This window comes from Mesorhizobium sp. M0088 (genome assembly GCF_040322895.1).
Lineage (GTDB): Bacteria > Pseudomonadota > Alphaproteobacteria > Rhizobiales > Rhizobiaceae > Mesorhizobium.
Genome location: NZ_JAMYUI010000007.1, coordinates 155579 through 169390, shown reverse-complemented (window position 1 = coordinate 169390; position 13812 = coordinate 155579). Strand labels below are relative to the sequence as shown.

Below are 13812 nucleotides of genomic sequence, written 5' to 3'. Positions count from 1 at the left end.
GCTTGCTATGTGCACTGTTGAGAGTGCGTTTGCTGGCGCCGCACCTGCCGGCGCGGCTGCTATGTCTCCTATTGGAAGCGACCTGCGCGTTGCAGAACCTCGATCTTGTAGCCGTCCGGATCCTCGATGAAGAAAAAGCGGGCGATCAGCGACCCGTCGCGATTGAACTCGACGATCTTCTTCGGATTGAGGCCGAGCGCACCGAGACGGTCATGTTCGCTGTCGAGATCGACGACCGAGACCGCAAGGTGGCCGTAGCCGTCGCCGAGCCCGTAAGGCTCCTGCCGATCCTTGTTCACGGTCAGTTCGAGTTCGAACCCTGCCTCGGCATTGCTGAGGTAAAGGAGCGTGAATGTCTCGAAATCCAGCCTGTCGGCGACATCGAGCCCGAAGGCGTTTCTATAGAAATCGACCGATCGGGCTTCGTCGAGAACCCGGATCATACTGTGTATCGCCTTGGCCAAATCAGTCTCCGCGCTGGTGTGGAGGCGATTATGCGCGGCACGGACAAAAGGTGGTGGCAGCCGGTTACCACGCCCGCCACCGCGAACGGGACGAAAGTCCGATTGCCGGACCGGCAATTTTGCCCGAGAATGCATGTGGGGACAGGTCAAGCAGTATCAAACTGCACGCCCGTCCACCCAAGACCAACAATCATGGGAGGTTTGTCGGATGTGCAGGGTGTTTGCGGGCCAGGACCCCGAAGGTTACCGCCAGATCAACCGGTCGATTCGCATCGACGGCCACTCGACCAGCATCCAGCTCGAAGCGACATTCTGGGCTTTGCTGGACGAAATCGCTGAAAACCAGAATCTGACGACGCCAAAATTCATCTCCAAGCTCTATGACGAAGCCATAGAGATCAACGGCGCCATCCCGAACTTTGCGTCGATGCTGCGCACCACCTGCGCGCTCTATCTGCGCGGCCATCGGCCAGGAATGGATGAGCAGATGGTGCCGAAGCGGGAGGCTGCTTAGCTTATTGCGCTCAGCTGAGTTCTTGGGCGAGCCCGATGAGAAGCCCTCCAGGCCCTCGAATGTAGCAGAGCCGATACACGTCTTTATACTGGACGACTTCGCCTTCGAGCCGCGCACCGCGATTGCGGAGCCTTTCAAGCGTCCCGTCAATGTCGTCCACGGTGAACATGACGCGGAGGTAGCCCAGGGCGTTAACCGGGGCGTTGCGGTGATCGGCGACGACAGGCGGCGTGAGGAAACGGGACAGTTCGAGCCGGCTGTGGCCGTCCGGCGTCCGCATCATGGCAATCTCGACGCGCTGATCGCCCAGTCCAGTGACACGTCCGGCCCATTCCCCTTCGATCATGGCCCGCCCTTCGAGCTCAAGGCCGAGCTCGCCAAAAAAACCAATCGTCTCTTCGAGGTCATCGACGACGATTCCTATGTTGTCCATCCGTTTGAGCGCCATATGTTCAGTCTATAAGGCGTCGTCCAGGCCGTAAACTCCTTAGGCTGCTTGCCAGCTGAGCAAGTGCGATCAGGTCCTGATTCATGGCTGATGGCACGATGCTGTTTCTATCGGTCCAGCATCCGGGCAGGTAGGCCGGATGCTTGGCGGGATCGTGGCCCGGCAATTCTATCGTTGCGCAGGGCAGTTCCGAAACATTGGCCCGGCTCGTCCTTGCCGGCAGTCAGGCCGTGCATACGGCTGATGCGCCAACAACGCCCGCCATGCCGTCCCTGGCCTGGCGCCTGAAGGACCAGGAGGTCGCCGACGTCCTGACCTATGTGCGCGCCAGCTGGGGCAACACCGCCCCAGCGGTCGCCTCCGACGATGCGGCAGCCGTGCGCAAGCAATTGCTCCCGTAACTCGGCTAGCTCTCGGCTGCGACAGCGAGCGCCAGACGGCTCATGTCGGTGAAAAGCGCCTGGCGCTCGGAATAGTCGGTCTGTTCGCCGGTCTCGATGTTGTCGACCACGACACACATCGACAGCGCACGCGCTCCGAAATGCTCCGATATGCGATAGAGCGCGCTGGTTTCCATATCCACGGCCAGGGCTCCTTCCGCTTGCGCAACGGCAAAACGGGCGCGCCCTTCCGGGTGATAGAAGATGTCGCTGCACACCGTCAGGCCGGCATGATGGTCGATGCCGAATTCTACCGCCTTGGCCAGCGACGATGCGAGGAGCGCCGGGTCGGGGCCAGCGGGTCCATAAAGGCCGAAAACCTGGCCGCTCTGGGCGCTTTCCGCCTGTGCCGATTGTGAGATGACAAGGCTGCGCAGTTTTGCTTTTGCGGTCAGGCTGCCGCAGGTGCCGGTGCGGATCAACGTCCGGGCGCCATAATGGTCCAGCAGTTCATGCGCGTAGATCAGAAACGATGAAACGCCGATGCCCGTCGCCTGGATGCTGACGGGTTTGCCGCCAAACAGCCCGGTGAAGCCAAGTGCGCCGCGGCGGCGATTGATGCAGCGCGGCGCTTCCAGGAACGTTTGCGCCATCCACTCGGCGCGCTGCGGGTCACCCGGCAACAAAACCGTGTCGGCGTAGTCGTCCTTGTCCGCTTCGTTGTGCGGCGTCACCAGTTGCTCCCCCTAAGCCTTCCTGCCGTTTCACCCGCAATCATGGCGTTGTCACGGCGTTGTGCAAGGTGGAACATGGGAAAGGCTCTAAGACTCCAGCACGTCCTTGACGATCGTCGCCAGTTGCTTGAGCGAAAACGGCTTGGGCAGAAAGCCGAAATGCGCATCTGCCGGGAGGTTTCTGGCGAATGCGTCCTCGGCGTAGCCGGACACGAAGACGAACTTGATGTCCGGCTGGCGCTTGCGCAATTCACCAAGCAGTGTCGGTCCGTCCATTTCCGGCATGACCACATCGGAAACGACGATATCGACCTTGCCGCCCAGCGCCTCGAACACTTCCAGCGCCTCGACGCCCGACGATGCCTCGTGCACGGTGTAGCCACGCGAGGTCAGCGCCCGCATGCCGCCCATGCGCACGGCATCCTCGTCCTCGACGAGCAGCACCGTGGCCGAGCCCGACAGATCCTTGGCCGGATCGGCGACCTTTGCCGGCGCCGCCGGCGCATCGCCGGGCTCGCCTGCTTTTTTCGCTTCGGCGATGTGACGCGGCAGGAAAATGCGGAAGGTCGAGCCTTTGCCGACTTCGGAATCGCAAAAGATGAAGCCGCCGGTCTGCTTGATGATGCCGTAGACCATCGACAGGCCAAGGCCGGTGCCCTTGCCGACTTCCTTGGTGGTGAAGAAAGGCTCGAAAATCTTCTTCAGCACGTCGGGCGCGATACCGCTGCCGGTGTCCTCGACTTCGACCACGACATAGTCCGCCGGGGCGAGTTCGCGGTAGGAAAAGGCCTTGCACTCCTCGGCGGTCACATTGCGGGTGCGCACGGTGAGATCGCCGCCCGCCGGCATTGCGTCGCGCGCGTTGACCGCAAGGTTGACCACCACCTGCTCGAACTGCCCGATATCGACCTTGACCGGCCACAGGTCGCGGCCATGGTCGACCTTCAGCTTGATGTCGTTGCCGACAAGGCGGGCGAGCAGCATCCTGAGATCGGCGAGCACGTCGGTCAAGTTGAGCACTTCCGGCCGCAATGTCTGCTTGCGCGAGAAGGCCAGAAGCTGCCGCACCAGCGAAGCCGCCCGGTTGGCGTTCTGCTTGATGTTCATGATGTCGGGGAAGGAGGGGTCCGACGGACGGTGGTTGGTCAACAAAAGGTCGGACGCCATGATGATGGCGGTCAGCACATTGTTGAAATCATGCGCGATGCCGCCGGCAAGCTGGCCGACCGCCTGCATCTTCTGGCTCTGCGCCATCTGCCCTTCGAGCGCCTTCTGCTCCGTCGTCTCGACGGCGTAGACGATGGCCGACTCCTCGGCGCCCTCGCCACCGGTGCCGTCGGCGACGGCGTTGACGTAGAAGCGGATGTGCCGTTCGTCGTTGCCGGGCAAAAGCGTGTCGATCGGCTCGATGTCGGCCTGCCGCTGCTGCGCTTTCTCGAAGGCAGCCGCGAAGGCCGGCCGGTCGCGTTCGTGGATCACCGTGTCGAGCCTTACGCGACGGTCGACGGCGTCGCGATCGACGACAGACGAAAACAGCGACAGGAACGGCGCATTGGTGCGCAGGATGCGCCCATTGTGGTCGACGCCGGCGATCGCCATCGGTGTCGAGTTGAAGAAGCGGGTGAAGCGCACTTCCGAAGCCCGCAAATCGGCAGAGGCATCCTCGCCTTGCGTGCGGTTGAGCACGATCGTGCGTGTCGGCCCGTTCAATCCTTCGCGGCTGGCCGAAACACGGTGCATGAAGCGCACCGGCAGCGCTTCGCCCGTCGTGGTCGTCAGGTCGAGATCGATCACCGCGTTGCGTGTGGTGCCGGGATCGGCCTTGACCGAGCGGACCAGCGCCATGCCGTCGCCGGCCACGATCTCCGACAGAGACACGGCGCCGGGCGTGAAGCTGGTGAGGTCGATGCCCAGCCATTCGGCGAGCGTGGCGTTGATATAGGTGACGCGGCCCTCCTGGTCGGCCGAAAAGAAGCCGGCCGGCGCGTGGTCGAGGTGATCGATCGCCTTCTGCAGGTCGAGGAAGAAGCGCTCCTGCTCGGCCCGCTCCTGCGAGATGTCGGCAAGCTGCCAGGCCAGCATCGGCAGCCGCTGGCCTGGAACGCTGAAGGCGCGGGCGCGTGCCCGGTACCAGCGGGCGCCAGGCTCGGCACCGGGCCGAATGGACTGTGCGAGCCTAAACTCGCCGTCGCCCGGCTGGCCGTCGCGCAGGCCGGACGCCAGGCGATATATCGTCACCGAGGCTTCGGGGACATCCGAGAGCAATCCCTCGACGGTCTTCAGGTCGGCAGCGGACGATGCTCCGGTCATATCCGCATAGGCGCGATTGGCGTAGACGACGCGGCCCTTGGTGTCGGTGACGAGAAGTCCCTGCGACATCGAATCGACGAAGGATTTCGACAGTTCGTCGCCTGTCGAGCGTGGCGTGACCTGCACGAAGCCGATCGCCGTCGCGAACAGGAAGCCGACGCCGATCATCGCCAGCACGCCGAGCATGCCGAGCAGGAAAGGATCGCCGAGGCGCTCGCGGAAAAGCCCGAAGACGATCGCCGCCCCCGTCAGAACGACGATGAAAATGATAAGCCGGGTGACCGCGCCGGGTCGCGTATTCTGGTCGACGATCGGTACCGGATAGAAATCGCCGCGCGCTTCCTTGGCCATGTGCCCCCTGCTCGTGAATTCCGGTGTTCCGACACCCGCCCCTAGCGGGTTGAATCACATTCTCCTAGTCCGGAAAAGGCCTGGGCGGCAAATGTCGGATAAAAATGATGTCTTCCGGGCTTCGGAGTTTTTCTAGCTGTTCACCGGCGTGAAACGCAACTTGCGGTGGCCCGCTGCAACGGTCTAGTGTCTCGTCACTTCCAAGGGCGATCAGGGGAACCCAATGCAATGGCTCGATAGCGTGGCAGGTCCCGGTTATGCCGCAGCATTGTTGTGGACGTTTGCAGCGCTTGTCCTGCTGGTCATCGTTCTCGTCATCATCAAGCTGGTGCGCAACCTGACATTCGGAACCTTCGTCGCCGGCGGCCGGAACCGCAAGACGCGACTGGCCGTCATGGATGCCACCGCCGTCGATAGCCATCGCCGGCTGGTGCTGATACGCCGCGACGACATCGAGCACCTGCTTCTGATCGGCGGCCCGACCGACGTCGTCGTCGAGCGCGATATCCGACTTTCGGCGCTACGCCGGCCGGCATTGACCGGAGATGGCGGCTTGCAGCCGGTTCCGGCCACCGCGGCCCCGGCAGCAACAAGGCCACGTCCGCCGCAACCCGCTCCGCCGCCGGCGAGACAGGCACCCGCTCCACAGCCGGTGAACACGACGCCCGCCCGCCCGCGTCCAACAGCGCCGCCGGCACCTGCACCGAAGCCGGCAACGCAAAGCTATCAGCCGACCAATGTCACGCCGTTGCCGGCCTACGGCTCCGCCAATGCCAACACCGCCCGGCACGCCCCGCCACCACCGCAGCCGGTGCAGGACAGCATCGACGACACGCTGATGAGGGAACTCGAAGTGTCGCTGGACCAGCCCCGTTCGGGCGGCCCGGTGGGCAAGCCGGCGGCGCCGCAGTCGCTCGACGACGAGATGACCAAGCTTCTCGGCGAACTCTCCAGTCAGAAGAGATGAGCGGCGGCCGGGTCGCTATCCCGCGAAACATCGTCGCCGGTCCGCTGCCGAACCACCTCGTCCAAGCGCCAAATATCAAGGGTTTGCGGCCTTCGCGCGCCTCAGAGCGGTGGATGCCGCACCAATAGAAATGGCCGGAAAACCGGCCATTTTCAGGATCGAGTTCGTTCGGGACAGCCGGCCGTGCGCCGCCGGCCTTGACCTTCAGTCGTCGCGATAGACTTTTTCGCGGCGCTCATGCCGCTCCTGCGCTTCGATCGACAATGTCGCGATCGGACGCGCATCGAGCCGCTTCAGCGCGATCGGCTCGCCGGTCTCTTCGCAATAGCCGTAAGTGCCTTCGTCGATGCGCTGCAGGGCGGAGTCGATCTTTGCAATGAGCTTGCGCTGACGGTCACGGGCCCTGAGTTCGATGGCACGGTCGGTTTCCGAAGAGGCGCGGTCGGCCAGATCGGGGTGGTTGGCGTTTTCTTGCTGCAGGATTTCCAGTGTTTCGCGCGCTTCGCGCAATATGTCATTCTTCCAGGTGACGAGCTTTGAGCGGAAGTAGGATTTCTGCCGCTCGTTCATGAACGGCTCGTCTTCGGAGGGTACGTAATCGGCGGTAACGATGTCGTTCATTCGACTCACCCAAACTGCCCCAAATTTGGCGCCTATATATTCGTCGTCCGACGCCTGCACAAGCGCAATCGGCCGCTGTTTCACGCAATTGTTAAAGTACCCCGCCACGGGTCTTTGCAGCCGCGTACGGTCGCTTTGGTACAAACTCCGCCGAGACACTTTGGATCCGGTGGCACATGCTTTCCGAGATCGGCCGTGATCCCGGGGCGATACGCAAGCGCCTTTGCAGCAAGCAGCATTGGGTGATTCGCTGTGTTTGAAGAGCACGGGCATTGTGCGCAACGCCGTTCTCGTGGCTAATCCCGGGAGGCTTCGGCATTCGGAGGTTGGGTGAGCAGGCTTTATCTGTTGCGACATGCAAAGGCTGGCTGGGCACTGCCCGGCATGCGGGATTTCGATCGCCCGCTCGACGCGTCCGGCCGTTCCGATGCCGAAATGATGGGCGCCGCCATGCGCTCCCGCCTCTATGTTCCGGACCGCACACTCTGCTCCAATGCCAAACGCGCCAAGGAGACGCTGGAAGGCCTGGCCGGCCAGACCGACACCGGCCGGGTCCTGTTCTTCGACGCGCTCTACAGCGCGGACGCGGCCGGTTACCTCCACCTTATCCGCGACAATGGCGGATCGGGCTCATTGCTGGTCATTGGCCACAACCCGATGATGGAAGACCTCACCATGGCAGTTTCGGGCGACGGCGACGAAACCGCGCGGGCCACGCTGAACCACGGGTTTCCGACCGCAGGCCTGGCGGTCGTCCGCTTCGACGGCGATCTTGCCAGCGCCGCCCAAGGCGCCGGCTATCTCGAAGCGTTCCTGACGCCGGCCGATCTCTGAAGCCATTTCAAAGCCTGGTTGTAGAGCCTATATCGGGCGGACCGAAGTCCGAGAGAGCATATTTTGGCATCATCGCTGACCACCTTCACCGACGAGGCGAGGATTGCCCTCGACACGCTGTCAGGCCGCGCCACCGGGCTTTTTTCCCCATCGCTGCGCCTCGGCGTGACCGGATTGTCCCGCGCCGGCAAGACGGTGTTCATATCGGCCCTTGTCCACAATTTGATCCATGGCGGCCGCCTGCCGCTGTTCGAGGCGCAGAAATCGGGGCGCATCGCCCGCGCCTTCCTCGAGCAGCAGCCCGACGACGCCGTGCCGCGTTTCCAGTACGAGGACCACATAGCCGCCCTGGTCAACGATCGTGCCTGGCCCGATTCGACGCGCGCCATTTCGGAACTGCGGCTGACCATCGAATATGAATCGGCTTCCGGCTGGAGCCGCATGTTTTCTTCAGGCAGACTGTCGGTCGATATCGTCGATTATCCCGGCGAATGGCTGCTCGATCTACCCCTGCTCGGCAAATCCTTCGCCGATTTTTCGCACGAAGCCTTTGAAATGGCCGTTCTGCCGGTGCGCGAGGACCTGTCGCAGGCCTGGCGGGCGCTGTCGGCTGGGATCGATCCGGACGCCGATGCCGACGAGATGACGGCGCGCCGCCTGGCCGAAAGCTTCGCCGCCTATCTGAAGGCCTGCAAGCTCGACGAGCGGGCGCTTTCGACCTTGCCGCCCGGCCGTTTCCTGATGCCGGGCGATCTCGAAGGCTCGCCGGCACTGACTTTCGCGCCCCTGGCCGGGATCGGTGACAGGCGTCCGCGCGCAGGGTCGCTGCACGCCATGATGGACAGGCGTTACGAGGCCTACAAGACGCATGTCGTCAAACCCTTCTTCCGCGAACACATCACCCGCCTCGATCGCCAGATCGTGCTGATCGACGCCATGCAGGCGCTGAACGCCGGCCCGGGCGCCATGGCCGACCTGGAACGCGCGGTGACCGAGATCCTCAGCTGTTTCCGACCTGGCCGGGGCAGCTTCCTCACCGATCTGTTTTCGCGGCGCATCGACCGCATCCTGGTTGCCGCGACCAAGGCCGACCATCTGCACCACGAAAGCCATGACCGCCTGCAGGCGATCGTGCGGCGGCTTGCCGACCGAGCCGTGGCACGGGCGAATTTCACCGGCGCCGATGTCGACGTGGTCGCCATGGCGGCGGTGCGCGCGTCGCGCGAAGGCACCGTCAAGCAAGGCCGAGAGACGTTGCCAGTCATTATCGGCACGCCGATCGCCGGCGAGAAGATCAACGGCGAAACCTTCGATGGAAAAACTGAAACAGCCATATTTCCTGGTGATTTACCGGAGAAAATTGATGCGGTTTTTGATCTTTCGGGAGCCGATCACAAGCAGGATGCCGCGGACCCTGCAATCCGCTTCGTCCGTTTCCGTCCCCCAAAGCTAGAACGCACGGCCGAAGGTATCACCCTGTCGCTGCCGCATATCAGGCTCGACCGTGCCTTGCAGTTCCTGATTGGAGATCATTTGGCATGATCGCGCCCCGCAAGCCGGCGGCATTCCGCATCGAGCCGGAAGCCACATCAAGACAAACGCACCCAGAACCGCGCCCCCAGGCCGATGCCCAGCGCAAACCGCGCGCGATGAAGACCGATGTCGCGATGGTCCTCCCGGCGGACGTCGATGTCTTCGACGAGCCCGACATCATTGCCGCGGAGCCGCCACCGGCCATTGCCCCCAGGAAACGCTCGCTGCTCGGCAGCATCTTCTTCGGCGCCTTTGGCGTGCTGGTTTCGCTGGCTGTCGGCTTGTGGACCGACCAGCTCATACGCGACCTCTTTGCGCGCGCCGAATGGCTGGGCTGGCTGGCCGCCGGCATGGCTGCCATCGCCGTGCTGGCGCTTATGGTGATCCTGATTCGCGAATTCCTGGCGATCGGCCGCCTCGCCGAGGTCGAAAAGCTGCAGAAACGGGCGCTCGACGCAATCGAGCGTGACGATCCCAAGGCGGCACGATCGGTCGTCGACGAGCTGTCGGCCTTTGTCGCGGCCAAACCCGAGACCGCGGCCGGCCGGCGCGCGCTGGCCGAACTGCGCGGCGAAATCATCGACGGCGGCAATCTCGTGCGCCTGGCCGAGGCAGAAATTCTGGGCCCCCTCGATGCCAGGGCGAAGGTGATGATCCTCGAGGCCGCCAAACGCGTTTCGCTGGTGACGGCGGTCAGCCCGCGCGCACTGGTCGATGTCGCCTATGTCGTGTTCGAGGCGGGACGGCTCATTCGCCGTCTGTCGGAACTCTATGGCGGACGGCCCGGAACGCTGGGTTTCTTTCGCCTGGCGCGCAGCGTGCTGGCGCATCTGGCGGTCACCGGCTCGATCGCGGTCGGTGACAGTTTCGTCCAGCAGATCGTCGGCCACGGCCTGGCCGCGCGCCTTTCGGCCAAGCTTGGCGAGGGCGTCGTCAACGGCATGATGACGGCGCGCATCGGCATCGCCGCGATGGAGACGGCGCGACCCCTGCCCTTCAGCGCCGCCAAGCGTCCCGGATTGGGCGACTTCCTCTCGGCGCTGACATCGTTCGCAACCAGGAAAGATGGTGAAACCCCATCCGGCAAGTGAGACAGGCTGGAGTGTCCGGACATTCGGAATCGTTACCGGACTGCTCTGCCGCGGCTCCTCGGTGACGAAGCATTAACCAATCTTGTTCATGGTCAGACGGGTTCCAAACAGCATCTTTGTTGCCGGGTGTCGTCGATGAAAAGCGTAATTCTATCCAGCGTCCTGCCCCTGGCAACGGTGATTGCGGCAGTCGTCGGCATTGCCGGAGTGGCATCTGCGGCGGAGCCGGACAAGCAGTTCTTCCAGTCTGCTGAAGGCAAGTGGATCGGTCCCGGCGAAATCGTCGCCGGCAAGTACAAAGGCACCAAGTTCAACTGCAGCTTCACCGGCTCGACGCCCGACGGCAAGGTCGGCATGTCGCTCGACGGCGGCTGCCGGGTCGGCATGTTCACCCAGCCGATGTCGGCCAAGATCGAGCGCAAGGGCCGCGAGGGCTACAAGGGCAGCTTTATGGGTGGCGCGACCGGTTCCGGCCTCGACATCATCGGCGGCAACGTCGTCGATGCCCGCAAAGTGGTCTTCACCATCAACCGCAACCAGCTGCGCGGCGTCATGCAGGCTCGCATCCCTGACGACAATTCGATGACAGTGACTATTGCCGTGCGCGTCGACGACCAGTTGGTGCCGGTGATCGGCATGAGCTTGAAGCGCGTCGATGCAGTCGAAGTCGGCTCCATCGCGCCGAACTGAAAAAATCCAAAGAAAAAGGCGGCGACCCAACGGTCACCGCCCTCTCACTTGAGCCCATCGAATCAGGCGCTTAGGCCTTGATCTCAAATCAGGGCGTTAGCCTTTGATTGTGGCCGTCAGTTCGTCATAGGCCTTGCAGGCGTCGGCCAATGTCGTAGCGCCCTGATACTTGGTTGTCACCGCCTGGACCTTGGCCGTCAGATCAGCCGCTTTGGACGGGTCCTTGGTAATCGCTTCCTGCAGCGCGGTAGCCATGTCCTGCGCCTTCTTGGTCGCGATTTCCGCCGTGCACTCGGGCGCCTTCGAGCAAGCCGAACCGGCAAGCACCGCCAGGCCGACGGCAACAAACAAAAACTTCTTCATGTCAGTCATCTCCTCAAAAAGGGCGCGACTTGATCGTCGATCACCCTCCAATGGCCGAAGCCGAGCGTCCTTAGCCTTCGATTGCGGCAAGATGCAACGTGTTCCCGGCCTCAACTTGTGTATCGCGCCTGCAACATCGGCGGCGGCCCGGATTCAGGCTATTTTGTCAGCGGCAGCAAAGTTCAGCTGCGTGGCTGCAGCAGCGCCAAGACGGCGGTCGATGCGGCAAGGACAGCAGTCAGAGTCAAAGGCCCGGTCGCGCCATAGGTGTCCACGACATAGCCGCCGACAACCGCGCCGATGGTGATGGCAATCTGGAAAGAGGTGACCATCAGGCTGCCCGCTGCCTCCAGCGCATCAGGCGCCGCGCGCGACATATTGGTCGGCAGCACCACCGGCGCCATGCCAAAGGCGAAACCCCACAGCGTAACGAAGCCGAAGGCAACGCCGATATGCGAGCCCCAAAGCACCAAAGTAAGTGCCGCAACCGCCATCAACCCTGCGGTGACTGCGAGGGCCATGTGGATGTTGGTGTCGGCCATGCGGCCGCCGGCAACATTACCGATCACGGCAGCGATGCCAAACCCGAGCAGAGCCAGGGCAATCGGTCCGGTTGTAAGGAGTGTCACCTGTTCGAGGAAGGGACGCACATAGACCGAGCCGGCAAAATGCCCCGTCATCAGCAAAACAATAGCCAGCATGCCGAGTTGGATGCCGCACCGCCGGGTCAGCCGAAATACATCTGCAAGGCTGTTGCTAGCCGTTGCAGGCAAGGTCGGCAGGCTGAGAAACTGCAGCAGCATGGCAAGCGCGGCCAGCCCCGCCGTCATGGCCATGGCACTGCGCCACCCTATCCAGTCACTGATCAACGCGCCCATCGACGGTGCGGCAATGGTGGCAAGCGAGACGCCGAGGGTGACGATCGCCATGCCCCGACCTGTCGCATTGGCGCCAACCAGCCTCGCCACGACGGCGACCGAAAGTGCCCAGAAAGCGCTGAGAGCGATGCCCAGCCCGGCCCGGCCCAACAGCAACAGCCAGAAATCGGTCGCCAGCGCCGCCAGGATATTGGAACCGACCGCAAGAGCGCTGAGACCAACCAGCACCGCCTTGCGGTTCAAGCGGCCGATGAGAACATTGCTCAACATGGCCGTCACGGCGCCGACGGAAGCGGTGGCGGTGACGACCTGGCCGGCCGTCCCCTCGCTGATGCCGAGATCGCGTGCCATTGGCGTCAGCAGACCTGCGGGCAGGAATTCGGCCGACACCAGGGCAAAGCTGGTGGCCGCCAATGAAATGACCGCGAACCAGGTGGCTGAACTCCACGCGGCTGGTGCATCGGCATCAAGGCCAATCGCGGCGTCTTCAATCTGTAATGTTGTGTCAGTCACGGAAAGATCTCCAAAGTTTGGAGGTCTTAAATAGGCGAGTCCGCTCGGATGATATGTATCTTAGAATCCGAAATTCATATCCATTCGTCCGGGAATTGTGCGGCGCACAACGCCCGGCGAGACATTGGTGATGCGCTTGAACGCGCGCGCGAAGGATGCCTCGGAATCATAGCCCAAACGGGTAGCGACTTCGGCAACCGACAAGCCGTTTTGGCCCAGCAATTCGCGGGCAAGCTGCATACGCAGGCGGGCGAGATAGTGTGCGGCACCCTCTCCCAATACCGCACTGAAACGCTCGGCGAAAATCGAACGCGATTGGCCTGCCACGCCGGCCAGGCTTCCCAGCGTCCAGTTGTGGCCGGGGCTGCGGTGCATGGCCGCCAAAGCGCGGCCTATATGGGGATCGCGGATGGCTGCGAGCCAACCGGTGGTCGAGGCTCCGTTGCAATTGACCCAGCAGCGTATGAGCCGGGCCGTCAGCAAGTCGGCCATACGCGACAGAATCGTGGCGCTGCCCATCTGCGGTTGCGAGGCCTCCACCGTCATGGCCGCCAGCAAAGGACCGACGACCGGGTCATTGCCGGCCACGTCGCAACCCTTGATGACAGGCGGCATCAACGTTATCAATGGGTTGAGTGCATAGGAGTCCAAGGCCATGGAGCCGCAGAAAAGGGTGCTCGTGGCGCCCGTTCCTTGCCGTACCACTTCGCAGACGTTGCCCCCCAACTTGATCACCTGGCAACCTTCGAGCGAGTCCCCTGCAACGTCCGGCGCGCTCGCCAGCCGATGGGCGATGCCTTGCGGCAGCAGCACCAGATCGCCATCGCGCAACTCCTGCCAGCCTTGCGATTCAGTATGAATCCAGCACGGGCCCTGGCCGACAAAGTGAAACCGAAGCAGCTGTTGTTGCGGAAAGTCTATGCTCCATGGGTGCCGGAGCTCGCAGCGGCCATAGTTGACACCACTCAAGCGAAAGTCTTGCAGAACTTCGCTGAGCGCATCCATCGGGATATGTGGCGTCGAAGACGGACGGGACGAATAGTCAGGCATATACCTGATATAGATGCCGAACGTCCGGCAGGCAAGCGGGGACCGTTGTTCCACCAGGTGAATCGTTGCAG

Annotated in this window: 15 protein-coding genes; 7 read left to right on the top strand and 8 right to left on the bottom strand. The window is 62.9% G+C overall.

The features are described 5' to 3' along the window. Positions 1-68: 68 nt before the first annotated feature. Complete coding sequence (locus NKJ67_RS10850; protein WP_352581318.1) at positions 69-464, bottom strand: VOC family protein; 396 nt, start codon at positions 462-464, stop codon at positions 69-71. A gap of 208 nt (positions 465-672) precedes the next feature. On the opposite strand from NKJ67_RS10850, the gene NKJ67_RS10845 reads away from it, so the two are divergent. Continuing rightward, positions 673-978 carry a ribbon-helix-helix domain-containing protein gene (locus NKJ67_RS10845; protein WP_013531854.1) on the top strand — a complete coding sequence of 102 codons (306 nt, stop codon included), beginning with the start codon at positions 673-675 and terminating at the stop codon, positions 976-978. A gap of 10 nt (positions 979-988) precedes the next feature. On the opposite strand, the gene NKJ67_RS10840 is transcribed toward NKJ67_RS10845, so the two are convergent. Beyond that, positions 989-1426 (bottom strand): VOC family protein, encoded by a 438-nt coding sequence (locus NKJ67_RS10840; protein ID WP_128303576.1) that lies wholly within the window; start codon positions 1424-1426, stop codon positions 989-991. A 143-nt stretch (positions 1427-1569) separates the two neighbouring features. Here NKJ67_RS10840 and NKJ67_RS10835 point away from each other — a divergent pair, with 143 nt between their 5' ends. Continuing rightward, positions 1570-1827: a c-type cytochrome gene (locus NKJ67_RS10835; RefSeq protein WP_352581317.1), complete on the top strand. Its 258-nt coding sequence runs from the start codon at positions 1570-1572 to the stop codon at positions 1825-1827. A 5-nt stretch (positions 1828-1832) separates the two neighbouring features. Here the strand turns inward: NKJ67_RS10835 and NKJ67_RS10830 are convergent, their stop codons facing one another. Next, a complete protein-coding gene (locus tag NKJ67_RS10830) occupies positions 1833-2540 on the bottom strand; it encodes a purine-nucleoside phosphorylase (protein ID WP_128303575.1) in 708 nt (235 codons plus the stop codon). 87 nt (positions 2541-2627) lie between these two features. Next, on the bottom strand, positions 2628-5201 hold the full coding sequence (gene cckA, locus NKJ67_RS10825; RefSeq protein ID WP_023813021.1) for a cell cycle histidine kinase CckA: 2574 nt from the start codon (positions 5199-5201) through the stop codon (positions 2628-2630). A gap of 223 nt (positions 5202-5424) precedes the next feature. Here cckA and NKJ67_RS10820 point away from each other — a divergent pair, with 223 nt between their 5' ends. Further along, positions 5425-6168: a flagellar biosynthetic protein FliO gene (locus NKJ67_RS10820; RefSeq protein ID WP_127397467.1), complete on the top strand. Its 744-nt coding sequence runs from the start codon at positions 5425-5427 to the stop codon at positions 6166-6168. Between the two features lie 204 nt (positions 6169-6372). Here NKJ67_RS10820 and dksA read toward each other — a convergent pair whose 3' ends face one another. Beyond that, positions 6373-6789, bottom strand: coding sequence for an RNA polymerase-binding protein DksA (gene dksA / locus NKJ67_RS10815; protein WP_013531862.1), 417 nt, complete (start codon positions 6787-6789; stop codon positions 6373-6375). Between the two features lie 330 nt (positions 6790-7119). Here dksA and NKJ67_RS10810 point away from each other — a divergent pair, with 330 nt between their 5' ends. The 4 genes from NKJ67_RS10810 to NKJ67_RS10795 all read left to right on the top strand — a co-directional run bounded on the left by NKJ67_RS10810 (position 7120) and on the right by NKJ67_RS10795 (position 10937). Next, positions 7120-7623, top strand: a complete 504-nt coding sequence (locus tag NKJ67_RS10810; RefSeq protein ID WP_127270625.1) for a SixA phosphatase family protein — start codon at positions 7120-7122, stop codon at positions 7621-7623. A gap of 63 nt (positions 7624-7686) precedes the next feature. Continuing rightward, positions 7687-9165, top strand: a complete 1479-nt coding sequence (locus NKJ67_RS10805) for a YcjX family GTP-binding protein (RefSeq protein WP_352581316.1) — start codon at positions 7687-7689, stop codon at positions 9163-9165. Continuing rightward, a complete protein-coding gene (locus NKJ67_RS10800) occupies positions 9162-10247 on the top strand; it encodes a YcjF family protein (protein WP_352581315.1) in 1086 nt (361 codons plus the stop codon). Before NKJ67_RS10805 ends, NKJ67_RS10800 begins: the two co-directional genes overlap by 4 nt. Positions 10248-10382: 135 nt before the next feature. Further along, entirely contained in the window at positions 10383-10937 is a 555-nt protein-coding gene (locus NKJ67_RS10795) for a hypothetical protein (protein WP_127271313.1), read from the top strand. Positions 10938-11033: 96 nt separating this feature from the next. Here the strand turns inward: NKJ67_RS10795 and NKJ67_RS10790 are convergent, their stop codons facing one another. The 3 genes from NKJ67_RS10790 to NKJ67_RS10780 all read right to left on the bottom strand — a co-directional run bounded on the left by NKJ67_RS10790 (position 11034) and on the right by NKJ67_RS10780 (position 13741). Then, on the bottom strand, positions 11034-11300 hold the full coding sequence (locus NKJ67_RS10790; RefSeq protein ID WP_127271315.1) for a hypothetical protein: 267 nt from the start codon (positions 11298-11300) through the stop codon (positions 11034-11036). Between the two features lie 182 nt (positions 11301-11482). Next, positions 11483-12691 carry an MFS transporter gene (locus NKJ67_RS10785; RefSeq protein ID WP_352581313.1) on the bottom strand — a complete coding sequence of 403 codons (1209 nt, stop codon included), beginning with the start codon at positions 12689-12691 and terminating at the stop codon, positions 11483-11485. Positions 12692-12751: 60 nt separating this feature from the next. Next, complete coding sequence (locus tag NKJ67_RS10780; protein WP_185929064.1) at positions 12752-13741, bottom strand: AraC family transcriptional regulator; 990 nt, start codon at positions 13739-13741, stop codon at positions 12752-12754. Positions 13742-13812: the final 71 nt, after the last annotated feature.